Annotated in this window: 21 protein-coding genes, 4 tRNA genes and 2 pseudogenes; 6 read left to right on the top strand and 21 right to left on the bottom strand. The window is 60.8% G+C overall.

Translation table 11 applies throughout. The annotated features are described in order from the left end of the window. Positions 1 to 355: 355 nt before the first annotated feature. The 5 genes and pseudogenes from KGB29_RS11220 to KGB29_RS11200 all read right to left on the bottom strand — a co-directional run. A pseudogene (locus KGB29_RS11220) lies at positions 356 to 823 on the bottom strand (DUF2514 family protein). A 56-nt stretch (positions 824 to 879) separates the two neighbouring features. Further along, entirely contained in the window at positions 880 to 1,197 is a 318-nt protein-coding gene (locus KGB29_RS11215; RefSeq protein ID WP_150812516.1) for a DUF6527 family protein, read from the bottom strand. Continuing rightward, positions 1,194 to 1,619, bottom strand: a complete 426-nt coding sequence (locus KGB29_RS11210) for a cell wall hydrolase (protein ID WP_150812515.1) — start codon at positions 1,617 to 1,619, stop codon at positions 1,194 to 1,196. The genes KGB29_RS11215 and KGB29_RS11210 overlap by 4 nt, the downstream gene beginning before the upstream one ends. An 868-nt stretch (positions 1,620 to 2,487) precedes the next feature. After that, the gene (locus tag KGB29_RS11205; RefSeq protein ID WP_150812514.1) at positions 2,488 to 2,772 is read right to left on the bottom strand and encodes a hypothetical protein; all 285 of its coding nucleotides are present in this window, start codon (positions 2,770 to 2,772) and stop codon (positions 2,488 to 2,490) included. Between the two features lie 275 nt (positions 2,773 to 3,047). Then, positions 3,048 to 3,502: pseudogene (locus KGB29_RS11200) on the bottom strand (hypothetical protein); the annotation flags it as partial. Here KGB29_RS11200 and KGB29_RS11195 point away from each other — a divergent pair. Further along, complete coding sequence (locus KGB29_RS11195) at positions 3,408 to 3,974, top strand: tyrosine-type recombinase/integrase (protein WP_317851077.1); 567 nt, start codon at positions 3,408 to 3,410, stop codon at positions 3,972 to 3,974. The pseudogene KGB29_RS11200 and the gene KGB29_RS11195 overlap by 95 nt on opposite strands. A gap of 113 nt (positions 3,975 to 4,087) precedes the next feature. Here KGB29_RS11195 and KGB29_RS11190 read toward each other — a convergent pair. Continuing rightward, positions 4,088 to 4,164: transfer RNA gene (locus KGB29_RS11190), tRNA-Val, on the bottom strand. Between the two features lie 183 nt (positions 4,165 to 4,347). Between KGB29_RS11190 and KGB29_RS11185 the strand changes: the two genes are divergently transcribed. Then, complete coding sequence (locus tag KGB29_RS11185) at positions 4,348 to 5,631, top strand: NAD(P)/FAD-dependent oxidoreductase (RefSeq protein ID WP_150812512.1); 1,284 nt, start codon at positions 4,348 to 4,350, stop codon at positions 5,629 to 5,631. Positions 5,632 to 5,748: 117 nt separating this feature from the next. Here the strand turns inward: KGB29_RS11185 and KGB29_RS11180 are convergent, their stop codons facing one another. The 5 genes from KGB29_RS11180 to KGB29_RS11160 all read right to left on the bottom strand — a co-directional run bounded on the left by KGB29_RS11180 (position 5,749) and on the right by KGB29_RS11160 (position 12,444). Further along, the gene (locus tag KGB29_RS11180; RefSeq protein ID WP_150812511.1) at positions 5,749 to 6,720 is read right to left on the bottom strand and encodes an XdhC family protein; all 972 of its coding nucleotides are present in this window, start codon (positions 6,718 to 6,720) and stop codon (positions 5,749 to 5,751) included. 1 nt (position 6,721) lies between these two features. Beyond that, positions 6,722 to 7,960, bottom strand: a complete 1,239-nt coding sequence (locus KGB29_RS11175) for a cytochrome c (RefSeq protein WP_150812510.1) — start codon at positions 7,958 to 7,960, stop codon at positions 6,722 to 6,724. 2 nt (positions 7,961 to 7,962) lie between these two features. Continuing rightward, positions 7,963 to 8,502, bottom strand: a complete 540-nt coding sequence (locus tag KGB29_RS11170) for a (2Fe-2S)-binding protein (protein WP_015095868.1) — start codon at positions 8,500 to 8,502, stop codon at positions 7,963 to 7,965. Further along, a complete protein-coding gene (locus tag KGB29_RS11165; RefSeq protein ID WP_090454239.1) occupies positions 8,495 to 11,326 on the bottom strand; it encodes a xanthine dehydrogenase family protein molybdopterin-binding subunit in 2,832 nt (943 codons plus the stop codon). Before KGB29_RS11165 ends, KGB29_RS11170 begins: the two co-directional genes overlap by 8 nt. Before the next feature lie 176 nt (positions 11,327 to 11,502). After that, complete coding sequence (locus KGB29_RS11160; RefSeq protein ID WP_150812509.1) at positions 11,503 to 12,444, bottom strand: LysR family transcriptional regulator; 942 nt, start codon at positions 12,442 to 12,444, stop codon at positions 11,503 to 11,505. 125 nt (positions 12,445 to 12,569) lie between these two features. On the opposite strand from KGB29_RS11160, the gene KGB29_RS11155 reads away from it, so the two are divergent. Genes KGB29_RS11155 through aldA form a run of 4 tightly spaced genes read left to right on the top strand, consistent with a single transcriptional unit; the run spans position 12,570 to position 17,335 of the window. Further along, complete coding sequence (locus KGB29_RS11155; protein ID WP_090454238.1) at positions 12,570 to 13,865, top strand: MFS transporter; 1,296 nt, start codon at positions 12,570 to 12,572, stop codon at positions 13,863 to 13,865. 17 nt (positions 13,866 to 13,882) lie between these two features. Beyond that, complete coding sequence (gene rhmD, locus KGB29_RS11150) at positions 13,883 to 15,067, top strand: L-rhamnonate dehydratase (protein WP_223616403.1); 1,185 nt, start codon at positions 13,883 to 13,885, stop codon at positions 15,065 to 15,067. A 14-nt stretch (positions 15,068 to 15,081) separates the two neighbouring features. Beyond that, a complete protein-coding gene (locus KGB29_RS11145; protein ID WP_102668747.1) occupies positions 15,082 to 15,882 on the top strand; it encodes an aldolase/citrate lyase family protein in 801 nt (266 codons plus the stop codon). A gap of 19 nt (positions 15,883 to 15,901) precedes the next feature. Next, positions 15,902 to 17,335, top strand: a complete 1,434-nt coding sequence (gene aldA, locus KGB29_RS11140) for an aldehyde dehydrogenase (RefSeq protein WP_150812508.1) — start codon at positions 15,902 to 15,904, stop codon at positions 17,333 to 17,335. A gap of 180 nt (positions 17,336 to 17,515) precedes the next feature. Here the strand turns inward: aldA and KGB29_RS11135 are convergent. The 10 genes from KGB29_RS11135 to accD form a co-directional block, all read right to left on the bottom strand. Beyond that, a tRNA-Asp gene (locus KGB29_RS11135) sits at positions 17,516 to 17,592 on the bottom strand. Between the two features lie 105 nt (positions 17,593 to 17,697). After that, a tRNA-Asp gene (locus KGB29_RS11130) sits at positions 17,698 to 17,774 on the bottom strand. 53 nt (positions 17,775 to 17,827) lie between these two features. Further along, positions 17,828 to 17,903: transfer RNA gene (locus tag KGB29_RS11125), tRNA-Val, on the bottom strand. A 256-nt stretch (positions 17,904 to 18,159) separates the two neighbouring features. Beyond that, positions 18,160 to 18,936, bottom strand: a complete 777-nt coding sequence (locus tag KGB29_RS11120; protein ID WP_150812507.1) for an SDR family oxidoreductase — start codon at positions 18,934 to 18,936, stop codon at positions 18,160 to 18,162. Then, entirely contained in the window at positions 18,933 to 20,144 is a 1,212-nt protein-coding gene (locus KGB29_RS11115; RefSeq protein WP_150812506.1) for an O-succinylhomoserine sulfhydrylase, read from the bottom strand. The genes KGB29_RS11120 and KGB29_RS11115 overlap by 4 nt, the downstream gene beginning before the upstream one ends. Before the next feature lie 81 nt (positions 20,145 to 20,225). Continuing rightward, positions 20,226 to 21,731 (bottom strand): amidophosphoribosyltransferase, encoded by a 1,506-nt coding sequence (gene purF, locus KGB29_RS11110; RefSeq protein WP_007975670.1) that lies wholly within the window; start codon positions 21,729 to 21,731, stop codon positions 20,226 to 20,228. 41 nt (positions 21,732 to 21,772) lie between these two features. Further along, positions 21,773 to 22,333 carry a CvpA family protein gene (locus KGB29_RS11105; RefSeq protein ID WP_007975669.1) on the bottom strand — a complete coding sequence of 187 codons (561 nt, stop codon included), beginning with the start codon at positions 22,331 to 22,333 and terminating at the stop codon, positions 21,773 to 21,775. Positions 22,334 to 22,431: 98 nt separating this feature from the next. Then, positions 22,432 to 23,100 carry an SPOR domain-containing protein gene (locus KGB29_RS11100; RefSeq protein WP_150812505.1) on the bottom strand — a complete coding sequence of 223 codons (669 nt, stop codon included), beginning with the start codon at positions 23,098 to 23,100 and terminating at the stop codon, positions 22,432 to 22,434. Then, entirely contained in the window at positions 23,084 to 24,391 is a 1,308-nt protein-coding gene (gene folC / locus KGB29_RS11095) for a bifunctional tetrahydrofolate synthase/dihydrofolate synthase (RefSeq protein WP_150812504.1), read from the bottom strand. The genes KGB29_RS11100 and folC overlap by 17 nt, the downstream gene beginning before the upstream one ends. After that, entirely contained in the window at positions 24,388 to 25,308 is a 921-nt protein-coding gene (gene accD, locus KGB29_RS11090) for an acetyl-CoA carboxylase, carboxyltransferase subunit beta (RefSeq protein WP_008047319.1), read from the bottom strand. The genes folC and accD overlap by 4 nt, the downstream gene beginning before the upstream one ends. Positions 25,309 to 25,359: the final 51 nt, after the last annotated feature.

The raw sequence follows: 25,359 nt of genomic DNA, 5'->3' as shown, positions 1-25,359 counted from the left end.
CCATGCAGGGAAATCCCTTATTCTTCATCCTGCCCTCCAGCGGCAGCTCAATCTGCGCCGGCAGCGCCACAAACGACCATTACACCTCCCCCCTATCAGCGCCTTCCACTGAAGTAAATTTCACCTAGTCTTTAATAGAACGTGGACCAATCTATAAATATTTTTGTGACAATTATTTAACTTCCCACCCGCTTCTCGCCGATGTTTAACTCCCCCGGAGGAGAGGGTTATCGGGACGCTAGTTCATGGAGAGATTCCCTTCCCTCAATGATGTCTCATGACTTGCCCCGAACTGCTCTCCAGCAGATCGGGGATTTTTTCCTGCCTCCGGCGTTCTGCCGACCGCATACAATTCCTACCTCGAAAGACCTTCATGCACCTGTTCGCAGGTCAATTCCCGGGTTCGGGCTTGGTCGGCAATTGCAGCCAGGTCGCCCGTTCTCTGGTCAGCGCGCTTGAACACGTTGGCAAGCACCATTGCGGCGTGGGTAGCCGTCTAGCTTGCGGCGGCAGTACAGGAATTGCCGCTGGCTTCACTGGCTGCGAGTCGACGGGCAAGGTTGTCGGCGACGAGCTGCACGTCGTCAGCAGCAGCGCGAGCGGCAGCAGCATCAGCCATTGCTTGATCGATGTTTCGTTGCCCATCTTGAGCCGCCTTGTTGATTGATTGTTGGTAGGCCTGCTCTTTGGTGCGCTCGGTGGCCTCATTGAGTGCCCTCGCCTCGGCGTCCCGGGTGTCGCGATCATTCCATTCTGACTGCCACTTTTCATCCGTGACCGTCACGCCGTGGTGATAGGCGCCGAACAGCGCGCCCAGCACCATAGCTATGAGCAACAGAACAGCGCCTGCTTTCAGGTAGGTCGTCATGCTCAGTCCTCCTACTCCGGCAGATCGACCGTTTGTCCGGCTAGCGCGTGGGTGCAATCGCCCAGGAACTGGATACGGCCATCGGTGACGAACGAATGACATACACGCTCCGTACGCCACTCCTTGAATTCTTCAATGGCGTCAGGGTTAGCCGGATACCTGACTAAGATCGAAGGCGTGAACGTCGGACTTTCCGCACTACCATTCCAGCCCCAGCGTGGACCGGTCCCGGCGCCATGCTGAATGGCATGTGCGCCATCGCAGCCAGGACACCAGAACGTCAGACCATTGTCATTGCTGTCTCTCAGAACTTTCGATAGGCGACTCATGGCACATCCTTGAAGAACACATGGTGACCGAGCGCCAGCGTCTGCTTGGCACCTTTCACCCAGGCCGGCGGCTTGGGCATGGTGGTCGCGTAGTTATGGGTGGCACCACCGGTGGGATCCGGCACCTTTCCATCGATCACCTGGTCAGCGGCGATCCGTGCCTGCGCCAACTCGCGGAACGGAATCGGCTTCGCGCCACTCAGGGAGGCGAAGTTCGGGTCGCTCTTGTTCCAGCAGCTGAACTGGTAGGGTTTCTGGCATACGACGGCATAGCCCTCCCCCCAACACGATTTGTCCTTGCCGTCTTTCACGCGGTTGCGGATAGTCCAAGCCACGGCGATCTGGCCGGCCAAGGATTCGCCGCAGGCCTCGCCCCACAGCGTGCGGGCGAGGATATCGCGGTCTTTTTCTGTGACGGTCATGCTTTTCTCCAGACGTAAAAAAACCCGCTCAGGGCGGGCTTATGGCGGGTCAATAACAGCTACTGCTGCCGTGTGCTTGGCATTCGCTTTCAGAGGAAAACGAATGTAATCGTTCTTGGGCGAATTTTTGACGCCTGAAATCAATCGCTGGATATCCTGGAGCTCCTAGCTACCATCAGGGAATGGCTGGTACGGACCTAAGGAAAAATATGAGCATCGCACCTAAGAACGGATGGAAGTGGGCCTACAAAAAACTACTTGCCTTAGGCTGCTCGCGCTGGACAGCAGCCTATAGAGCGACGATTTATTCCGTCCGAGGCGATACAGGATCGTTTTATGTCGATCGCAGCTGGGAGAAGATCCGCCTTCGACGCGAATAGCGCCGGCGTTCGGGGGGATCTGCAGCGGTTGCTGCGATGTGAAGGACATTCCTTTTTTCCAGGCAAAAAAATCCCGCTCGATGGCGGGTGCGTTTGGATCTATTGATTCAGGCTTCGACGGTAGGCTCTTCACCAGATGGAGACGCCTCGGCGGGAATTTCAGAAATTTTCACGGGATCAGGGGTCGGTACTAAGATGTGCAAGGTGATCATGTGCTTCAGGTCGTATGGCAGACCGTCCTTTGTCACAGTCACCATTAGTTCCCCATCGGTAAAAACGGTCTCGACATCAGCACGGTTATCGACCTGATTGACCGTAAAGCCCCAGCCCTCGTCGACGGGGGGGGAAAGGCACCATGCCCAGGCACCCGATAACTTTGTAAACGCCCTTCGAGATTCGCGAAGAAGACACTGGAGTGTCGCCCTGAGTAACAAAGTCGTAAGTGGCGCCAGTAGTGCCCAGAATGTTGATCGCAGCTCTTGTCATAATCAGATCGCCTTCAATGTGCCGTCAGCGGCGCGCGTGGTGTTGCCGTCGTGGTAGATCTTGCGCCAAGCAGAAAAACCAGCTGCACCAGACAGACAACGAAATCCCATTTCCGAAGTAGCGTAATCAACAGCGATTTGGCCGCCGTAGTTAGCGCCACCGCTAAACAATGCCGATAACTCGATAAGCGCCCCAAACCCTGTACCAAACGTCGGGCGCCCCTGCGTTGTGCTTGCGTATCGATAGAAACCAGTAGAATAAATTTCTACGCCCGAAGCATCACTCAAGAGTGGTAGCCCAGGATTGAATTGGGTCCCCACACCGAATCCGCCAACTGGCATTGCATTGCCGGCGGCAGTGCCGAGATTTACGTTGGATGCAGTACCAAGTAATGCCTGGCGCGCGTACAACTCAACAAAATTGCTCTCGGTTTTAGTGCACTCCGCGGCGTATCCCCGCCGACTCCGCTCGGTGAAGTACCGAGCAGTATCGTCTGCTTAGCCATTTGATCGTCCTCAATTTTAAGTGAAAGCCCGCACTGGGGCGGGATGCAAACGTTGGTTTAAACACTGATCTTGGCGAATACCGCAGGCATGAAAAATGCGAACGGGTTACTAAAGCCGTCGGTCAAGGCGTACAGCACGCCGGCATTAAAGTCCCACAGTGTTTTAACGCTTCGCCCGGAACCCGAACCCGTCAGCATGTTCATGCCGAAAGTATTAATCAGCAGGTATTCGTTTTCTGGAAAGTTAAACGGCACACTGTAAAAATTACGCGAACTGCCCGTTGCCGTAATTTCATAGCGCAAATAGTTCCAGTTCTGGAACGACCGGGTAAACAGCGCCCGTTCGGTTGGTTGGTGTTGTCGTCATAGGCCCGCACATAAAACCCGGTCCAGTTTCCGGCCGAGCCGATCACCTGCATGGACGCCAGCCCGGCGATGCCGCCGGTGTCGGGCCGGCAGAACACTAGCGGCGGCTCAGCGATGGTAATCACCCGGGGAAAGTACGTGGTTGTGGACCTCGAGCAAAACACCATCAAGGTGTCACCCGGGAAAACGCAGAACTACGGAAAGCCCGTGCACCTGGAGATTGTCATGGGCCAGGCGCTGCGGGAGGTGGTGTTGGAGTGTATGAAGTCGCCGGTCGTCTGCCCGTACCTCATCCACTACTCGCCGAAGGCGCGCAAACGCACCCAGTTGGACGCCAAGCTACACTGGAACGCGGTGACGGCGGACTACCTGACCAAATCATTTGCCCAGGCTCGGGACGATTCGAAGGCCTATGAGGACATGCCAGCCGGCGAGCGCCCCACTCTCCACGAGATCCGCGCTCTCGGCGCCTGGATTTATGAGCAACAGGGCTTCGAGCAGGAATACATCCAAGGTTTGATGGGGCACGCCGACGTGAAGATGACCGAGCACTACCAGGCGGGGCACGGTGATGAAGCGGTGGTTTACATGAAGGTGAAAGCCGACCTGAAGGTGTAGCGCGTTGGTCGTTTGCCCAAAATATTCCCAAAGTTTGCCCAAACACCAGACAACAAAAAAGGGCCCACCTTTCGGTGAGCCCTTCTAGACCGCCCAGCAGAGCGGATTTTGTTTGGTAGGCGCGATTGGACTCGAACCAACGACCCCCACCATGTCAAGGTGGTGCTCTAACCAACTGAGCTACGTGCCTGCTGTGAGGCGGCATTCTACGGAATTCCGGAGGGGTGTCAACACCTTTTTTCGCGCTAACCCTATGAATATGCAAAATATTTAATTTTGCCGGTACAAAGAAGATTTTCCGGGTGCTGGCGGGCGATTTTCAACTCGGGTAGGATCAACGCACTCGTAAAATATATTAAACAGAGGCTGCCGGATGGCTAACACTCCCTACCCAGAATCCTATTACGCCGCATCGGCCAATGCGGCTCCACCGCGCCCGGTGTTGCAGGATGACGTGGAGACCGATGTCTGTGTGATTGGCGCCGGTTATACGGGGCTGTCCGCTGCCCTGTTTCTGCTGGAGAACGGTTTCAAGGTCACCGTGCTCGAGGCTGCCAGAGTGGGTTTCGGGGCGTCCGGGCGTAATGGCGGCCAGATCGTTAACAGCTATAGCCGCGATATCGATGTCATCGAGCGCACGGTCGGTCCCAAGCAGGCCCAGTTGCTGGGGCAGATGGCGTTCGAGGGTGGACGAATCATTCGTGATCGGGTCGCCAGGTACAACATCCATTGCGACTTGAAGGACGGTGGCGTGTTCGCCGCGATGACCGCCAAGCAGATGGGCCATCTCGAATCCCAGAAGCGCCTGTGGGAGCGTTTCGGGCACACCCAGCTTGAGTTGATGGATCAACGCCGCATCCGCGAAGTGGTGGCTTGCGATCAATACGTCGGCGGGATGCTCGACATGAGTGGCGGCCACATCCATCCGCTTAACCTGGCGCTGGGTGAAGCGGCGGCGGTCGAGTCCCTGGGCGGGACGATCTATGAGCAGTCGCCGGCCATACGCATCGAGCGCGGCGCCAGCCCGGTGGTGCATACGCCGCAGGGTAAGGTCCGGGCCAAATTCATCATCGTCGCCGGCAACGCTTATCTGGGCAATCTGGTGCCGGAACTGGCCGCCAAGTCGATGCCTTGCGGAACGCAGGTGATTACCACCGAGCCATTGGGTGAAGAACTGGCCAAGACATTGCTGCCTCAGGATTACTGCGTCGAAGACTGCAATTACCTGCTCGACTACTACCGCCTCAGCGGCGACAAGCGCCTGATTTTCGGTGGTGGCGTGGTGTACGGTGCGCGGGATCCGGCGAACATCGAAGCGATCATCCGGCCGAAGATGCTCAAGGCATTCCCGCAGCTCAAGGACGTGAAGATCGATTACGCGTGGACGGGCAACTTCCTGCTGACCCTGTCGCGCCTGCCCCAGGTCGGACGCCTGGGCGACAACATCTACTATTCCCAGGGCTGCAGCGGCCATGGCGTGACCTACACGCACCTGGCGGGCAAGGTGCTGGCCGAAGCCCTGCGCGGCCAGGCCGAGCGTTTTGACGCCTTTGCCGACCTGCCCCACTACCCGTTCCCCGGCGGCCAGTTGCTGCGCACACCGTTTGCGGCATTGGGTGCGTGGTATTACGGATTGCGGGACAAGTTCGGGTACTAAGCGACACGCAATACATTGTAGGAGCGAGCCTGCTCGCGATATCGGTCTGGCAGCCAACGGATGTGTTGGATGTTACGACCTCATCGCGAGCAAGCTCGCTCCCACAGGTTTTGGGGGTTAGAGACGATCTCGTGGGATACCGCTGCGAATCCGCAGGATGTCCGCCAGTACCGCCAGGGCAATCTCGGCTGGCGTCTTGCTGCCCAGGTTCAAGCCGATCGGCGCATGAATCCGCGCCAGTTCGGCATCGCCCAAGCCACCAATACGCCGCAACCGCTCGAAGCGCTTTTGCGAGGTCTGCATGGAGCCCATCACACCGATGTAGAACGCCTCGGTGCGAACAGCCTCCATCATTGCCAGGTCATCGATACGTGGATCATGGGTCAACGCCACCACCGCCGTGTCGCTGTGGCAACCGCCGTCAGCGATGAACACCGACGGCAGTTGGCGGCGAATCTCCACGTTTTCCAGCACGACGCCTTCGAGCACTTCGTCCCGCGGGTCACACAGAATCACCTCGAACCCAAGCCCCACGGCAAACTCCGCACAGGCCTGGGCGACACTGGAATACCCCGCCAGCAGCAAGCGCTGGGCCGCGCCGACGCGTACACGCACCCGGTCGATTTCACGCTCGATACGCACACCCTGTTCATGATCATCGAACAGGCTGCGCGCACCGCTTTGCAGATCAACCTCGCGGATCAACCGACGTCGGCCCAACAGTGCCGACTCCAGCTCCCGCAGATGCGCTTGCACCTCGCAATCGGCCTCGAGCTTCTCGACCAGCACGTCCAGCACCCCGCCACAGGGCAGGCTGACGCGTGAGCGTGGATCGTCGCCTTCGCCGTAACGAACAACACAAACTGGCTCCAGAAACGCGCCCTCGGCGACTCGCTCGAGAAAGTCTTCCTCGACACAGCCACCGGACAGCGAGCCAATCCAGTGCCCCTGCGTGTTCACCGCCAGCAGCGAACCCGGTGCGCGCGGTGCCGAGCCGTAAGTGGCCAGCACCGTACACAGCCAGATGCGCTGACCGGCCGTAGACCACTCCAGCGTCCGGCGCACCACTTGCAAATCCAGATGCTGCATATCAGTGGGCCTTGTGCTCGAGCGGCGGCGCATCGGCCCGCAACTTCTGCACGTCGTTTACAGCCAGATCATTCGGCTGACCACCCCAGCCCTGACGCAGGTAGTTCAGCAGGTCCGTGAGTTGTTCGTCATTCAGCTTGTCGACAAACCCTGGCATCGGCTGCATATGTTCGAAACCGGAGAACTTCTGCTCGCCGATACCGTCGTCGATCACCCGCACCAGGTTGCGTGGATCTTCCAGGCGCAGCGTGGTGTTGCCGCGCATGGCCACGGCGATGTGCGGTTTGCCCTCACCGCCCGGTGCATGGCAACCGGCGCAGACATTCAAATATTCCTGACGGCCACGCTGGGCACTCGGGCTCAGTTTGTCCAACGGCACTTCGACGAGCACTTTCGCCGCAGGCGGCTGATCGCCGAGCAGGAAAGTCGCCATCGCCGCCAGATCCGGATCGCTGAGGCTTTGGGTGCTGTTGTGGAACACCGGGAACATCTCGTTGAACATCGTGCCCTGGGCGCTCATGCCGTGTTTGAGGAACGAGCCAAGGTCTTGGTGATTCCAGCCACGGGCCGCCAGGTCAGTGGCCAGCAGGCTCGGCGCCAGATAACCATTGAGAATGCCGCCGGTCATGCGCTTGTCCTGCTGCATCGCGCCAGGCAAGCCACGTGGGGTGTGGCACTCGCCACAGTGCCCCAGCACGTCGACCATGTACTGACCGCGCTTCCAGGCTTCGCTTTTGCCTTCAGCCGGTTCCAGCTTCACGTCCTTGCCGTACATCATGTTCCAGCCCATCAGGCCCAGGCGCACGTTGAACGGGAAGCTCAGGCTGGTGACCGGTGCTGCGCGCTCGATCGGCGCGACGGTTTTCAGGTAGGCATGAATCGCGTCGGAATCTGCACGCGGGATCAGGTGATACGAGGTGTAGGGCATCGCAGGATACAGGTTCGCGCCATCACGGCGCCTGCCTTCGGTCAGCGCGGCGAAGAACTCGTCATCGTTGTACAGACCGATACCGTGCTCTTTGCTCGGGGTGATGTTGGTGCCGTAGATCGTGCCGAACGGCGACACGATCGGCAGGCCGCCCGCGTACGGCGCGCCACCCGGTGCGGTGTGGCACGCCATGCAGTCGGCGGCGCGGGCGAGGTACTCGCCTTGCTTGACCTGCGCATCATCGGCGTGAGCTGCCACCACAGGCGCAGCCAGACCAACCGCCAACGCCAGGCGGCTAAGTAGAAGCTTCATGCTTAACCCTCCTTGACCAGGCCGAGATCGGTCAGCACGTTGCGGGTGGCGCTGTAGTAGCGCACGTACCCGGTGCAACGGCAGATGTGATGACCGAGGCTGTCCTCGATGACTTTTTCCAGCTGGCTTTTGACGATGGGCTGACGCTGCAGCTTTTCCACCAGCACGGTCGCGGCATTCACGAAGCCCGGCGCGCAGTAGCTGCACTGGAAGGCGAACTCGTCGACGAAACGCTGCTGGATCGGGTTCAGCTCGGTGACCTTGCCCTGCTCGTCGCAGGTCGCATGGCCTTCGATGGTCCGAACCTTCTTGCCTTCGAAATAGTGCGCGCCGGTGATGCAGGTGCGCACTTCTTCACTGGTACCGTCCGGGTTGTCGACGATCACCACGCAGGCGTGGCAGATGCCCTGGCCGCAGCCCAGGCGCGAACCGGTGAGGTTCTTGTATTCGTGCAGGTAGTCGATCATCGGCAGGTCATCAGGGATGTCCACCGGGCCGACGGATTGACCGTTGAGGGTCAGTTGAAGCGGACGGTTAGCCATTGAGGGCCTCCTTGATGCGTGCAGAAGTGATAGGCAGGTCGCGGACACGTTTACCGATGGCATGGGCCACGGCGTTACCGATGGCACCGACCACCGGGATCATCACCACCTCGGCGATGCCCTTGGACGGGTCGCTCGGCGACAATGGCGGCAGGATTTCCGCGGTCTGTTTCCACACCGCGACGTGACGCGCCATCGGCAAGCGGTAACGGTTGAAGTTCCAGTCACCCTCCCCCGGCCCGCCTTCGTACAACGGCATCTCTTCCATCAGCGCATGGCCGATGCCCATGGCGATCCCGCCTTCGAGCTGACCCCTGACGAGTTCTTCCACCAGCACCCGACCGCACTCGACCCACGAGTGATGGTTGAGTACCGACACCTCGTTCGAACCCTTGTTGACCTTCACTTCCACCAGCGTCGCGACCGGGCTGTAGTAAGTCACCGCCGCGTTGTTCAGCTGGGTCGCCGGGTAGGCGATGCCCTGCCGATCCAGCAGATGGAAACCGGCGCTGTTCATCTGCGCCTTCTTCGCCTTCGGTGCACCGTCGCCGTACTTCACGGCCAGACCGTCGAGCGGCAAGCGCTCACGCACGCCGTCGATGCTGAATTCGGCCTCGGCCCAGCTCCAGCGGTTGAAACCGTGCACGGTGGCGCCGCTCACCAGGCCACGTTCGTGAACGCGCTTGGCCAGCATGGCGAAAGGCAGTGGCTCCATACCGTTGGCCGTGAGCTTGCCGTCGACCCAATGGGCGTCTTCGCGGCGCACCACGTAAGGGTTGGCCTGACCGCCGTAAGGGCCTTGTCGCCAGATTTCCAGAGCCGCCGGCCACAGGCCGTGGTTGAACAGCACGCGCGCCGCTTCACGGGTCGCGTGGCTGAAGTAGTACGCCGAGTTGGTGGCCGACGAAGCCGAAGCGACCTTGCCGACCCAGCGCGGATTGCGCAGGAAGTTGTCCTGCTCGGCCTGGCTCATGATGTACGGGTTGCCGCCACTGACCAGCTGCAACTCTTTCCATTCGGTTTCGCCGGTCTTCACTTCGTGCGCCGGAACACCGAGGAAATCGGCCACGACCATGGCCTGGGAGGTGGACATGCCGGTGCCGATTTCGATACCGATGTGGCGCAGGCTGATGCGACCTTCGGCGGTGAATTCAATGCTGGCCATCGGCGCTTCGGAACCGGTGCCGAAGTCTTTCTGGCAGATGGCGAAACCCACCCCGTACCAGTTGTCCGGATCGGCGGCTTCGCGTTGTTTCTTGATCGCGTCGCGGTTTTTCCAGGTGTCGTGGACCGCCGCCTTGTCGAGAATCTCGTGCAGGCGCAAGGCACCGGCCGGGATCGCGCCCTGGGTGTTTTTCATGCCCGAGCGCAGTGCGTTCTTGCGACGCAACTCAATGGCATCGACACCGAGGCGATCGGCGATTTCGTCGACCATCATCTCGGTCGCCGCCATGCTTTGCAGGGTGCCGTAGCCACGCATCGACCCGGCTTCAACGGCGCGGGAGTGATAAGCCGTGACCTGCAGATCGTTCTGCGGCATGTAGTAGATCGACTGTGCGGCCGTGGCGCCCACCGCAGCCACCGACGGGCTGTAGTTGATTCGTCCGCCACCGTCGACGCTCATCTCGGAGCGGAAAATCTTGAAGCTGTGGTCGTTCTTGTCCACCGCCAATTGGTAGCGAATGTCGAACGGGTGACGCTTGATGCCACTCTGGAACTGCTCGTAGCGGTCGTTGGCCAGGCGTACCGGTACACCGGCGCCGTACAACGCTGCGAGGGCTGCGTAGTAGACGAAAATGTTGTGGTCCTTGGAGCCGTAACCGACGGTGTAACCTGGGTGCATGTTCAGGTTGGCCAGGCCGAAACGCGACGGCGCGATCATCTTCGCGGTTTCGGTCGCGGCTTCCAGCGGACACTGGGTGGCGACGACGAAATGCAGGGTCTTGGTGGCCGGGTCGTACCAGCCGTTGCCGTTGTCAGGCTCCAGGGCGGCCGGTTCGATCGACGGGGTCTTGTAGCGTTCGTCGAACACCAGCCAGTTGTCCGGCGGCGTATCGATTTGCTGCTTCATGCGCTCGGCGTAGAACAGCCCGCGCTCGGTCAGGTTGCCGTGCAGGTTCGGCTGGGAGTTCCACACCGGACGACGGTTTTTCAGCATCGGGAACAGAATCGAATCCTTGAGGCTGGCGAATTCGTCTTCGTCCGCCGAGGTCGCGCCGCCGACGCGCACGTAGCGGAAGCTGCCGTACGGATCGCCTTCGTAGAACGGCACCTGGGCACCGTAACGAATCGCCTTATCATTGAATTTGAGTTGGTTCTTGGCCTGACGGAAGCGCTCGAAGTCGTTCCAGATCAGGATCGCCACCGGGTGCCCGATGAACATCGGCACCTTGCCGGCCGGCAACAGCGGATCCGGGGCGTGCTCCTCGGGGAACACGATACCGTCCTTGACCAGGTCTTCGGCGGTGACGATGCGGTCAGGTTGCAACTCGGCACCGAGCCACGACAGGTCGATGCCTGCAAAGATGTGGTCGGCCTTGATGGTTTTGAGCAGCATGGCGTGGCCTTGCTGCTGCGGCCAGCCCGGCATGTCCTTGGCGCGGATGTCGCGGGCAAAGACCTTGCTGCCGCAGACCTTGGACAAGGCATCGTTACGGGCGCGCGCCTTGCCATTGTTGCCAAGCCACTGCTCGGACGGCACGGTCACGCTGTTTTCCATCAAGGCGGCCAGCGCCTGGCTGCTCAATGGCGTGAGCGTCACGCTCACACCCGCTACCAGCCCGCCCTGAAGGAACGAGCGCCGGGATATATCACGGTTGGACATGGATCATCCTCTGGGCGGTTATGGGGTCCGCCCTTCTGGTTATGTTCTGGAAATCTCGAGTCTTGCAGAAGCCCTTTTCGACGATGCAAAGGGCTGTTGTTGACAGTGCAAAGCTGACCGAAAGGTTAAGTTTATAGGCTTATGCCTTCGCGGAAAACTAAAAACTGACCAAGAAATCAAAAAACCGCGGCTTTTCGTCGCAGCAGATCGATGAACAACCCCAACTCCCGGCTGATGTGCTCGCCCTTGCGCAACAACAACCCGAATGGCGCCATCTGCACATCCAGTTCCACCGGCAGCGCCACCACCAGGCCCATTTTAAGATAGTCGCGCAATGCGGTTTCCGACAGGACCATGATCGCGTCGGTCAGCTGAATCAGTTGCTGCATGGAGTACACCGAACTGCATTCGATGATGTCTGCCGGCAACGGCAACGCCAGGCGCTGCAACGCCTGATCCAGACCGATGCGCGCCGGACTGGTTTCCGGTTGCAGGATCCACGGCCAACCGCCGACCAGCTCCGCCATCTCCAGTTTTTTGCGCCGGGCCAGCGGGTGGCCGGCGTGCACCACCACCAGCAAGCGTTCGTTACCCAGTTGCTCGAAGACGTAATGCTCACTGTCGGTGGCGGCATTGCGCCGGGCGATGGCAAGGTCGATGCGACCCTGTTCCAGCAACTGGATCACCTGGTCGCTGGTGTCGCCCATGATGCGGATCCGCAGCTGCGGATTGAGGGCCTTGATCTCGGCAATCGAATCCATGACCAGGTCCGGCGCCGCGCCCATGATGGTACCGATCGACAGATAGCCGTAGCCGCCCTGCTGCCGTGCCATCAGGTCCTCGGCGCAACGGTCGAGGCCACTGAGGGCCGATTCGGCAAAGCGAATCAGCTCCTGGCCCAACGCTGTCGGGCGCATCCCCCGCGGCAGGCGTTCGAACAGATCGCAGCCGAACATGTCTTCAATCTCATGGAGCATGCGGGTTGCCGCCGGTTGCGACATGTTCAGGCTTTGCGAAGCGCGGTGCAGGTTCTGGCTGCTGCTGAGCGTCACCAACATGTGCAGATGCTTGTAACGCAGGCGATTGAGCAGGCTGCGGGAGATGATCGGCGTGGTCATGACGGGCCTTTTTTATCGATACCCTGAAGGTATCAGTTGTGAGCTAGATTCGATTTGTAACGCATCGATCAGCGGCCGTACAGTCTTCCCCATAAGAACAAATGCCCTACCAAAGGAAAACTGCGATGAAGACTCTACCCGCGCCTCTGCTCGCCAAAATTTCCTGGCGGCTACTCCCGTTTCTCCTGCTGATGTACATCATGGCCTTCCTCGACCGCGCCAACGTCGGGTTCGCCAAACAAGCCTTTCAAGCCGACACCAATATCAGCGATGCCGCCTTCGCCTTCGGCGCCGGGGTGTTTTTCGTGGGTTACGCGTTGCTTGAAGTGCCGAGCAACCTGATCCTGCACCGCGTCGGCGCCCGCCTGTGGATGTGCCGGATCATGGTCACCTGGGGGCTGGTCTCCGCCGCCATGGTCTTCGCCCACACAGAAACCAGCTTCTACATCCTGCGCTTTCTGCTGGGCGTGGCCGAAGCCGGCTTCTTCCCCGGCGTGATCCTCTACCTCACCTACTGGTTCCCCAGCGCCGTGCGCGGCAAGGCCATGGGTTTCTTCTATTTCGGTGCACCGCTGGCCTTCATCTTCGGCAGCCCGCTGTCCGGCCTGCTGCTGGAACTGGACGGCTTCGCCGGCTTCCACGGCTGGCAATGGCTGTTTGCCGTTGAAGGCCTGATGGCGACGGCTGTGGGCATCTGGGCCTACTGGTATCTGGACAACCGCCCGGCCGACGCCAAGTGGCTGACTGTCGAAGAACGCCAGCAAGTGCAAAGCCTGCTCGATCAGGAAGACAGCCATAAACAGAATCACGGCCGCAGCCTGCTCAACGTGATCTGCCAACCCTCGGTGCTGTACCTGTGCCTGATCTACCTGTTGATCCAGGCCAGCGTCTATGGCGTGGTGTTTTATCTGCCGAGCCAGGTCGGAGGGCTGCTGGGGACCAAGGTCGGGCTGATGGTCGGCCTGGTCACGGCGATCCCCTGGATCTGCGCATTGATCGCCGCCTACCTGATTCCCGGCTACAGCGACCGCACCGGCGAACGCCGCCGCACCGCCTGCCTGACCTTGCTCATGGCCGCCGCCGGGATCGCCTGCTCGGTGACCTTCAGCAACCCGCTGCTAGGGATCATCGCCCTGTGCTTTGCCGCCTCCGGCTTCATCGCCGTGCAACCAGTGTTCTGGACCTTCCCCTCCAGCTACCTCGCCGGTAGCGCCGCCGCGGCCGGGATCGCCCTGATCAACTCGTTCGGCGCTCTCGGTGGCTTCATCGCCCCGGTGCTGAAGAACTGGGCCGAAGGCGCCTTCCACTCACCGGCAGCAGGCTTGTACGTGCTGGCCGCTACCACCGTCATCGCCGCGTTGCTGGTGCTGGGCATACGCGCGCCCGGCCATAAAGCCTCGAACAAACCGGCCACCGTTTAAACCTGAGGAGTCACACCATGGGCATTCCAACCATCAAACACGTCCGCGCTTTCACTCTGCGAGGCGGCGGCGCGGATTATCACGACCAGGCCGACGGCCACTGGATCGACGATCACATCGCCACGCCGATGAGCAAATACCCCGAGTACCGTCAGAGCCGCCGCACCTTCGGCATCAACGTACTCGGCACCCTAGTGGTGGAAATCGAAGCCAGCGACGGCACCGTCGGTTTTGCCGTGACCACTGGCGGCGAACCTGCCGCGTACATCGTCGAGAAACACCTGGCGCGCTTCCTTGAAGGCGCCCGGGTCACCGACATCGAAAAAATCTGGGACCAGATGTACCAGTCGACCCTGTATTACGGGCGTAAAGGCATCGTCATCAACACGATCTCCGGCGTTGACCTGGCACTGTGGGACTTGCTCGGCAAGATCCGCCAGGAGCCCGTGCACCAATTGCTCGGCGGTGCGGTGCGCGACGAATTGCAGTTCTACGCCACCGGCGCCCGTCCGGACCTGGCGCAGAAAATGGGCTTCATCGGCGGCAAGATGCCGCTGCACCACGGCCCGGCCGAGGGCGAGGAAGGCCTGCGCAAGAACCTCGAAGAAGTGGCCACCATGCGCGAACGCGTCGGCCCTGACTTCTGGCTGATGCTCGACTGCTGGATGAGCCTGGACCTCAATTACGCCACCAAACTGGCGGTCGGCGCCCACGAATACGGCTTGAAATGGATCGAAGAAGCCCTGCCGCCGGATGATTACTGGGGCTACGCGGCCCTGCGCAACAACGTGCCCAAAGGCATGCTGGTGACCACCGGCGAACACGAAGCCACCCGCTGGGGTTTCCGCATGCTGTTGGAGATGGGCTGCTGCGACATCATCCAGCCGGATGTCGGCTGGTGCGGCGGGATCACTGAACTGGTGAAGATCTCGGCCCTGGCCGACGCCCACAACGCGCTGGTCATCCCCCACGGCTCTTCGGTGTACAGCTATCACTTCGTCGCCACCCGGCATAACAGCCCGTTCGCCGAGTTCCTGATGATGGCGCCGAAGGCTGACGAAGTGGTGCCGATGTTCCACCCGCAATTGCTCGGCGAACCGGTGCCGGTCAATGGCCGCATGCGCCTGTCCGCGCTCGACCAGCCAGGTTTCGGCGTGACCCTCAACCCCGAATGCCAACTGCATCGGCCGTATAACCGCTGAGAAAGGAGTTCGACATGAACATGCCGCACAACGCGTTCAAGGCCGCGCTGAACAGCTCAGCGACCCAATATGGCATCTGGGCCGGGTTCGCCACCGGCTACGCCGCCGAGATCGTCGCCACCACCGGTTACGACTGGATGCTGATCGATGGCGAGCACGCTCCCAACACCGTGCCCGGGGTACTCGCTCAGTTGCAGGCCGTGGCGCCTTACTCGACCGCGCCAGTGGTGCGCGCAGTGAATGGCGATGCCAACCTGATCAAGCAACTGCTGGACATCGGCGCACAGACGCTGATGATCCCGATGGTCGAAACCGCCGAGCAGGCACAGGCACTGGTGCGCGCCATGCGCTACCCGCCCCACGGCATTCGCGGTGTCGGCGGCGGCCTGACCCGCGCCACCCGCTGGGACGGTGTGCCGGACTACCTGAATACCGCCCATGAACAACTGTGCCTGATCGTTCAGGTGGAATCGCGCACCGGCGTGGAAAACGTCGCAGCGATTGCCGCCGTCGAGGGTGTGGATGCGGTGTTTATCGGCCCGGCGGATTTGTCGATCGGCCTGGGTCATGCCGGCAACCCCGGCCATCCGGAAGTCCAGGAGCGGATTCAACACGCGGTGAACGCCACACTGGCGGCCGGCAAGGCCTGCGGGATTCTTGCCCCGAACGAAGAAGACGCCCGTCGCTACCAGCGCTGGGGCTGCCAGTTCATTGCAGTGGCCATCGACATCAGCCTGCTACGCCAAGGCGCCATGGCCACCCTCGCCCGCTACCGCGAACCCGCTGCCACTCAAGCGCCGTCGCGCACTTACTGATCTGCCAAGGAGTCGCACCATGTCATCCGTGCCTGTTTACGAAAACTTCATCGACGGCCAGTTCGTGGCCAGCGCTGCCCATCTCGATGTGATCAACCCGGCCACCGGCGCCGTGCTGTCGAAAGTCCCGGCCTCGACCGCCGAAGACGTCGGGCGCGCCCTCGCCGCCGCCCGTGCCGCCCAGAAAGGCTGGGCGCGCAAACCGGCCAATGATCGCGCCGGCCACCTGCGCCGGATCGCTGCCAAACTGCGGGAAAACGTCGCGCACCTGGCGCGCACCATCACTCTGGAACAAGGCAAGATCAGCGGACTGGCGGAAGTCGAAGTCAATTTCACCGCCGACTACCTCGACTACATGGCCGAATGGGCCCGGCGCATAGAAGGTGAAATCATCACCAGCGACCGTCAGAACGAAAATATCTTCCTGTTCCGCAAACCACTGGGCGTGGTGGCCGGGATCCTGCCGTGGAATTTCCCGTTCTTTCTGATCGCTCGCAAGATGGCCCCGGCCCTGCTGACCGGCAACACCATCGTCATCAAGCCCAGTGAAGAAACCCCGAACAACTGCTTCGAATTCGCCCGACTGGTGGCCGAAACCGACCTGCCGCCCGGCGTGTTCAACGTGGTCTGTGGCGACGGGAAGGTCGGCGCCGCCCTGAGTTCGCACAAGGGCGTGGACATGATCAGCTTCACCGGCAGCGTCGACACCGGCTCGCGGATCATGGCTGCCGCCGCACCGAACATCACCAAGCTCAACCTGGAACTGGGCGGCAAGGCACCGGCCATTGTGCTGGCGGATGCGGACCTCGACCTGGCGGTCAGGGCGATCCGCGATTCGCGCATCATAAACAGCGGGCAGGTGTGCAACTGTGCCGAGCGGGTGTACGTCGAACGCAAGGTGGCGGATCAATTTATCGAACGCATCGCAGCGGCCATGAGCGCAACCCGTTATGGCGACCCGATTGCCCAGCCCGACGTCGAGATGGGCCCACTGATCAACCGCCAGGGGCTGGAAAGCGTCAACCGCAAAGTCCGCACCGCGCTGAGCCAGGGCGCAAGCCTGATCAGCGGCGGGCAGATGGCCGACCTGCCCAATGGCTTCCATTTCCAGCCAACGGTGCTGGCGGGTTGCCGCGCGGACATGGAGATCATGCGCGAAGAGATTTTCGGCCCAGTGCTGCCGATCCAGATAATCGACGACCTGGACGAAGCCATCGCCCTGGCCAACGACTGCGACTATGGTCTGACTTCATCGATCTACACCCGCGACCTGAGCAAAACCCTGCAGGCCATGCGTGAACTGGATTTTGGCGAAACCTACGTCAATCGCGAGAACTTCGAAGCGATGCAGGGCTTCCACGCCGGCGTGCGTAAATCGGGTATTGGTGGCGCGGATGGCAAGCATGGGCTGTATGAGTACACCCATACTCATGCGGTGTATTTGCAAGGCTGATTGCCGAATTCCAACAACCGAGCAGGAGCGTGCTTGCTCGCTCCTGCAGTATGGGTCGCAAAAACTTAAATCGCAGAAACAAAAAACCCCGGTCTTTCGACCAGGGTCTTTGCTATCGACTCGAAGTAACCAGTGGCTTCTTCGTAGCTCCAAGGCGTTCAGTGGGCCTCGGGGCAGATATGGCGCAGCGGACGGGACTCGAACCCGCGACCCCCGGCGTGACAGGCCGGTATTCTAACCGACTGAACTACCGCTGCGTATCGCTTTGAGCTGACGCTCAAGTAACTTGTCTGACTGAAAGCTCCGAGACTTTTCAATCTCTCTTTCAATCTCGAATCAAGGCATGCCTGACTCGGAAAATATGGCGCAGCGGACGGGACTCGAACCCGCGACCCCCGGCGTGACAGGCCGGTATTCTAACCGACTGAACTACCGCTGCGCGTCGGTGGAGGCATTTCAGCCTACCTCTTGCTTTCGCAAGTATCTCGGAAGTGGTGGGTGATGACGGGATCGAACCGCCGACATTCTGCTTGTAAGGCAGACGCTCTCCCAGCTGAGCTAATCACCCGTTTGCATCTCCGAGGCCGCGAAATTTACGCAGGTAACGAACCTAAGTCAATACCCTGCTTGAAGTTTTTCTGAAAAAGACAAAATTCTTTCAATCGGGAGGGCACCTACAGCAGTCAGACCGCTTTCGCGAGCAAGCCCGCTCCCACATTGGACCGCGTTCTTTCAGACACAACACGATCCAATGTGGGAGCGGGCTTGCTCGCGAAGACGGCGGCACTTTCAACATCAATGCTGAAGACAGCTTCCTTGTCCGATTACTCGCTGTAAATCATCTTCTTGGTCATGCCGCCATCGACCACGAATTCCTGGCCGGTGACAAATCCGGCATTCCTCGACAGCAGCCAGGCCACCATCGCCGCGACATCCTCGACCTTCCCCACCCTGCCCGCCGGATGCTGGGCATGATCGGCCTCGGTCAAGGGTTCGGCACGTTGCACCGAGGGGTCGCGCGCATCGATCCAGCCAGGACTGACGGCATTGACCCGGATCTCCGGGCCAAGGCTGATGGCCAACGCATGCGTCAGGGCCAACAAACCGCCCTTGCTCGCCGCATAGGCCTCTGTGTCGGGCTCCGACTGCCCGGCGCGGGTCGAGGCCAGATTGACGATGGCGCCGCTGTGAGCGCGCAGATACGGTGCACAGTGCTTGGCCAGCAACATCGGCCCACTGAGGTTCACCGCCAACACCCGATTCCAGTGAGCCAGGTCGAGGCTTTCCAGGGTGATGTTGTGCGGATCGGCAACCGCTGCATTGCATACCAGCGCATCCAGGCGCCCGAACTGACCGAGCACCTCGGCTACGCCCAGCGCGACTTGCCCCTCGTTGGAGACATCCATGGCGATGAACCAGGCGCTGTCGCCCAGCACTTTCGCCACTTTCGAACCCCGCTCCCGATCCAGATCCGTCAGCACGACTTGCCAGCCTTCGCTGATCAGCCAGGCCGAAATCCCCAGGCCAATGCCCCGCGCAGCACCGGTCACCAGCGCTACGCGGCCATTTGAGCCGGTGGCCGGCGCAGACAACTCGATCACAACGCAGCCAGGCCGCGTGCCAGATCGGCTTGCAGGTCCGCCACGTCTTCCAGGCCGACCGCAACGCGGATCAGGCTGTCACGAATGCCCGCCGCTTCACGCTCTTGTGGCGCCAGGCGACCATGGGAGGTGGTGCTCGGATGGGTGATGGTGGTTTTGCTGTCACCCAGGTTGGCGGTGATCGAAATCAGGCGCGTGGCGTCGATAAAGCGCCAGGCGCCCTCTTTGCCGCCCTTGACCTCAAAACTGACGACCGCACCGAACCCCTTCTGCTGGCGCAGCGCCAATTCGTGCTGCGGATGGCTCTTGAGGCCGGCGTAATGGACTTTCTCGATACCGTCCTGCTGCTCCAGCCACTCGGCCAGTTGCTGGGCGTTGGCGCAATGGGCCTTCATCCGCAGGTTCAACGTTTCCAGGCCCTTGAGGAAGATCCAGGCGTTGAACGGGCTCAGGGTCGGCCCGGCGGTGCGCAAGAAACCAACCACCTCCTTCATCTGCTCGCCGCCACCGGCCACGACGCCGCCCATGCAACGACCCTGGCCGTCGATGAATTTGGTGGCCGAGTGCACGACGATGTCCGCGCCCATTTTAAGCGGTTGCTGCAATGCAGGGGTGCAGAAGCAGTTATCGACCACCAGCATCGCGCCTTTGGCGTGAGCGATTTTCGCCAGTTCAGCAATGTCCACCAGCTCGGCAAGCGGGTTGGACGGCGATTCGACGAACAGCAATTTGGTGTTGGCCTTGATTGCCGCGTCCCAGCCGGACAAGTCCGCCAAGGGCACGTAATCGACTTCGATACCGAAACGCTTGAAATACTTCTCGAACAGGCTGATGGTCGAGCCAAACACGCTGCGCGACACCAACACGTGATCGCCGGCGCTGCACAGGCTCATCACCACCGCCATGATCGCGGCCATGCCGGTCGCGGTGGCCACCGCCTGCTCGGCGCTTTCCAGCGCGGCAATGCGCTCTTCAAAGGCACGCACAGTCGGGTTGGTGTAGCGCGAGTAGACGTTGCCCGGCACTTCGCCGGCAAAACGCGCGGCGGCATCGGCGGCGGTACGGAATACATAGCTGGAAGTGAAGAACATCGGATCACCGTGTTCACCTTCCGGCGTACGGTGCTGACCGGCACGTACGGCCAGGGTATCGAACGCTACGCCTTCGAGGTCGCTGTCCAGCCGACCGGCATCCCAATCCTGACTCATGCTGTCACTCCTTGCCTTGCTCTTGATAGATAAAAGTCTTTTTGCCAGATACAAAACCGGCCCCTCAGGGCCGGTAGTTACTCAGTTGTTGTACAGATCGATGATCGCACTGACTGCCTGCGTCTTGACCTTGGAGGCATCGTTGCGTGCCTGCTCGATCTTGTTCAGATAAGCCTCGTCGACGTCGCCGGTGACGTACTGGCCGTCGAACACCGCGCAATCGAACTTGTCGATCTTGATCTTGCCGCCCCCGACCGCTTCGATCAAGTCAGGCAAGTCCTGATAGATCAGCCAGTCGGCACCGATCAGGTCTGCCACGTCCTGGGTCGAACGGTTGTGGGCGATCAGCTCGTGAGCGCTCGGCATGTCGATGCCGTAGACGTTCGGGTAGCGAACCGCTGGCGCCGCGGAGCAGAAGTAGACGTTCTTGGCGCCGGCTTCGCGGGCCATCTGGATGATCTGCTTGCAAGTGGTACCGCGAACGATGGAATCGTCCACCAGCATCACGTTCTTGCCGCGGAATTCCAGCTCGATGGCGTTGAGCTTCTGGCGTACGGATTTTTTCCGCGCGGCCTGGCCCGGCATGATGAAGGTCCGGCCGATGTAGCGGTTCTTCACGAAGCCTTCGCGGAACTTCACGCCCAGGTGGTTCGCCAGCTCCAGGGCCGCGGTGCGGCTGGTGTCCGGAATCGGGATGACCACGTCGATGTCGTGATCCGGACGCTCGCGCAGGATCTTCTCGGCGAGTTTCTCGCCCATGCGCAGACGGGCCTTGTAGACCGAAACGCCATCGATGATCGAGTCCGGACGCGCCAGGTAGACGTGTTCGAAGATGCACGGGGTCAGGGACGGGTTGGTCGCGCACTGACGGGTGTACAGCTTGCCCTCTTCAGTGATGTAGACCGCTTCGCCCGGTGCCAGGTCGCGAATCAGGGTGAAGCCGAGCACGTCCAGGGAAACGCTTTCCGAGGCGATCATGTACTCGACGCCTTCGTCGGTGTGACGCTGGCCGAAAACGATCGGGCGGATGCCGTGCGGGTCGCGGAAACCGACGATGCCGTAGCCGGTGATCATCGCTACGACGGCATAACCACCGACGCAACGGTTGTGCACGTCGGTGACGGCGGCGAAAACGTCTTCTTCGGTCGGCTGCAACTTGCCGCGCTGGGCCAGCTCGTGCGCGAACACGTTGAGCAGTACTTCCGAATCGGAACTGGTGTTGACGTGGCGCAGGTCAGATTCGTAAATCTCCTTGGCCAGTTGTTCAACATTGGTCAGGTTACCGTTGTGCGCCAGGGTGATGCCGTAAGGCGAGTTGACGTAAAACGGTTGAGCTTCAGCCGACGTCGAGCTGCCCGCGGTTGGATAACGCACATGGCCAATACCCATGTGACCGACCAGGCGCTGCATGTGACGTTGCTGGAACACGTCACGCACCAGGCCGTTGTCCTTGCGCAGGAATAACCGGCCATCATGGCTGGTCACGATACCGGCAGCGTCCTGGCCGCGGTGCTGGAGGACGGTTAGCGCGTCATACAGCGCCTGATTGACGTTCGACTTACCGACGATACCGACGATGCCACACATGCGACGCAACCCCTACTTAATGGATCTGAACTGAGCACTACTCACTGAGGCGTTTTGGCCATCGGCAAGAGTTGCTCCTTGAACGGAATATCAGCGGGTACGCTGATTCCGCTGGCAAGCCACTGACTGCTCCACCCGAGGATCAGGTTTTTGGACCAGTCTGCAACCAATAGAAATTTTGGCACGAGCTGTGACTCTTTCCACCACCCGTCCTGCTGTACCGGCCCCAGGCTCAACAGCCCGACGGCGATAACCACCAGCAACCCGCCACGGGCGGCGCCGAAGGCCATGCCGAGGAATCGGTCGGTCCCGGAGAGCCCGGTGACGCGAACCAGTTCGCCGATAAGATAATTGATCATTGCGCCTACGATTAAAGTGGCGACAAACATGATGGCACAGCCCGTTATTATACGTGCCGATGGCGTTTGAATGTACCCGCCGAGGTACTCGGACAGTGAGCCACCGAACATCCAGGCTACGACTCCTGCGATGATCCAGGTCAGCAGCGACAGCGCTTCCTTGACGAAGCCGCGGCTCAGACTGATCAATGCGGAGATGGCGACGATTGCAACGATCGCCCAGTCAACCCAGGTAAATGGCACAGTGCAGCCTACAGACGGATAAGGCGGCGCATTTTAGCAGAGCCCATGCTTATCGGTAAGCTGCGATTGTCAGTGCATTTCATATCGGGGCGATAGTTTTAGCCACGTTCCGGTTGAAAGCGCACCACAAACCCCTTGAGGTTCTGTTGGCGGTTAAGCAAGTCACGCAGCCGGTCGGCTTCGGCACGCTCGATCAGCGGCCCGACAAACACCCGATTTTTGCCGTCGGCGGTACGGATGTAGGCGTTGTAACCCTGGCTGCGCAGGGTTTTCTGCAGTTTTTCCGCGCTTTCACGGTTCGACAGGCTGGCCAGTTGCACCGACCAGCTGACAGACAAACCATTGGCATCGACACGGCTTTGCGTGGTGTCCGGCTTGCCCGGTGCCGCGGTGATCGGCTGGGCAGGCGCCGTTGCAGGCTTAGCCGCCAAAGCCGGGACCGGCGCGGGTGCAGCCGGCTTGACTGCTGGCGCTGGAACCGCAGGCGCTGGAGCCACCGGAACAGCTGGCACCGCCGATTCCTGCTGGGCGATTTCGTCATCGCTCGGCACGGGTTCCTGAGGCAGGGCTTGCGGCTCAGGCACCGCCACGGGCTCGACCTGTACCTGGGGCATCGCCGGCGCCTGCGGAGCCGCGGGCGCTTCGACCGTCACCTGGCGTTGTTCGTCCTGGCGGGAAAACAGCATCGGCAGAAAAATCACCGCCAGCGCGACCAACACCAGGGCGCCAACCATGCGCTGTTTGTATGCCTTATCCAGCAATGCCATTTGCCGCTTCCTCCGTGGAGCGCCGGGCCAGCCACTCAAGGGCCTCGGCGACACAATAAAATGATCCGAACAACAGGATTTCGTCGTCGCTCGTGGCCTGCGCGCACTGCCCTTCCAGGGCGGCCGCGACACTGTCGTATGACGTGACCGACGCACCAAGACCTTGCAACGCGGCGTGCAAATCCGCAACCGAACGTGCCCGAGGCGAATCCAGAGGTGCGACGGCCCAGTGCTGGACACTAGCATTCAATTCACCGACAACACCACCCAGGTCTTTGTCCGCCAGCAACCCGAACACCGCCAGACGCTTGCCGACCGGCGGGCGACTGGCCAGGCGACGAGCCAGATACTCCGCCGCATGGGGGTTATGCCCCACATCCAGCAATAGATTCAAGCGCTTGCCTTGCCACTCGAACTCACGGCGATCCAGGCGACCGACCACCCGGGTGGCCCGTAGCGCCTCGATAATCTGCGCATCCGCCCAAGGCAAGCCGAGCACCAGGTAAGCCTGCAACGCCAGCGCGGCGTTTTCCATCGGTAGATCGAGCAGTGGCAGGTCGCGCAGCTCCACCGCGCGCCCTTGCCCATCGACACCGCGCCATTGCCAGTTGTGATCGGTCACACCAAGGTCAAAATCGCGCCCACGCAGGAAAAACGGGCAATTGAGCTCGCGCGCCTTGTCCAGCAGAGGTTGTGGAGGATTCAGATCGCCGCAGAGCGCAGGCGCGCCCTGACGGAAAATACCGGCCTTCTCGAAGGCCACGGACTCCCGGGTATCACCGAGGTAATCCGCATGATCGACGCCGATACTGGTGACCAGCGCCATGTCGGCGTCCACCACGTTGACCGTGTCCAGACGACCGCCCAGACCGACTTCCAGCACCACTGCATCGAGCCCGGAGCGCTGGAACAGCCAGAATGCCGCCAGGGTGCCCATTTCGAAGTAAGTCAGGGACGTGTCGCCGCGCCCGGCCTCTACCGCGGCAAAGGCCTCGCACAGCTCGGCATCCGTGGCTTCGACGCCATTGACGGTTACCCGCTCGTTGTAACGCAGCAGGTGTGGGGAGTTGTACACCCCCACTTTCAAGCCCTGGGCCCGTAGCAAGGACGCCACGAACGCACAGGTGGAACCCTTGCCGTTGGTCCCGGTGACCGTGATCACCCGAGGCGCCGGCTTGCCCAGTCCCATACGGGACGCTACCTGCTGCGATCGCTCCAGGCCCATGTCGATGGCCGAAGGGTGCAACTGTTCAAGGTAGGCGAGCCATTCGCCAAGGGTACGTTGGGTCATAGGCTGGCGGGTACCGGTGGAACCACGATCGGCTCGATAGGGGCAGCAACGAACTTCGGCGTCGGCAGACCCATCATTTGCGCCAGCAGGTTGCCCAGACGCGGACGCAGCTCCTGACGGTCGATGATCATGTCGATGGCACCGTGCTCCAGCAGGAACTCGCTGCGCTGGAAGCCTTCCGGCAGTTTCTCGCGCACGGTTTGCTCGATCACACGCGGACCGGCAAAACCGATCAACGCCTTCGGCTCGCCGACAATCACGTCGCCCAGCATCGCCAGACTGGCGGAAACGCCGCCGTAGACCGGGTCGGTCAACACGGAGATGAACGGGATGCCCTCTTCACGCAGACGGGCCAGCACCGCGGAGGTCTTGGCCATTTGCATCAGGGAAATCAGCGCTTCCTGCATCCGCGCACCGCCGGAAGCGGCGAAGCAGATCATCGGGCAACGTTTTTCCAGGGCGTAGTTGGCGGCGCGAACGAAACGCTCACCGACGATGGCGCCCATCGAACCGCCCATGAAGGAAAATTCGAACGCCGAAACCACGACCGGCATGCCCAGCAAAGTGCCGCTCATGGAAACCAGTGCGTCTTTTTCGCCAGTCTGCTTTTGTGCAGCGGTCAGGCGGTCCTTGTACTTCTTGCCGTCGCGGAATTTCAGACGGTCAACCGGTTCCAGGTCTGCACCCAGCTCGGCACGGCCTTCAACATCGAGGAAGATGTCGATACGGGCGCGGGCGCCGATACGCATGTGATGGTTGCACTTGGGGCAAACGTCCAGGGTCTTTTCCAGCTCCGGACGATACAGCACAGCCTCGCAAGACGGGCATTTGTGCCAAAGACCTTCAGGCACCGAGCTCTTCTTGACCTCGGAACGCATGATCGAAGGGATCAGTTTGTCTACTAACCAGTTGCTCATGCTTTCTTTCTCCAGTACCGGCGGCCCGAACGCTCTGGTTCGCGGCCCCGT

It is taken from the genome of Pseudomonas sp. BF-B-30 (genome assembly GCF_019956305.1).
In the GTDB taxonomy this organism is placed as follows: Bacteria; Pseudomonadota; Gammaproteobacteria; order Pseudomonadales; family Pseudomonadaceae; genus Aquipseudomonas; species Aquipseudomonas jessenii.
The sequence above is the reverse complement of the archived record's forward strand: the minus strand, read 5'-3'. Positions and strand labels throughout refer to the sequence as shown.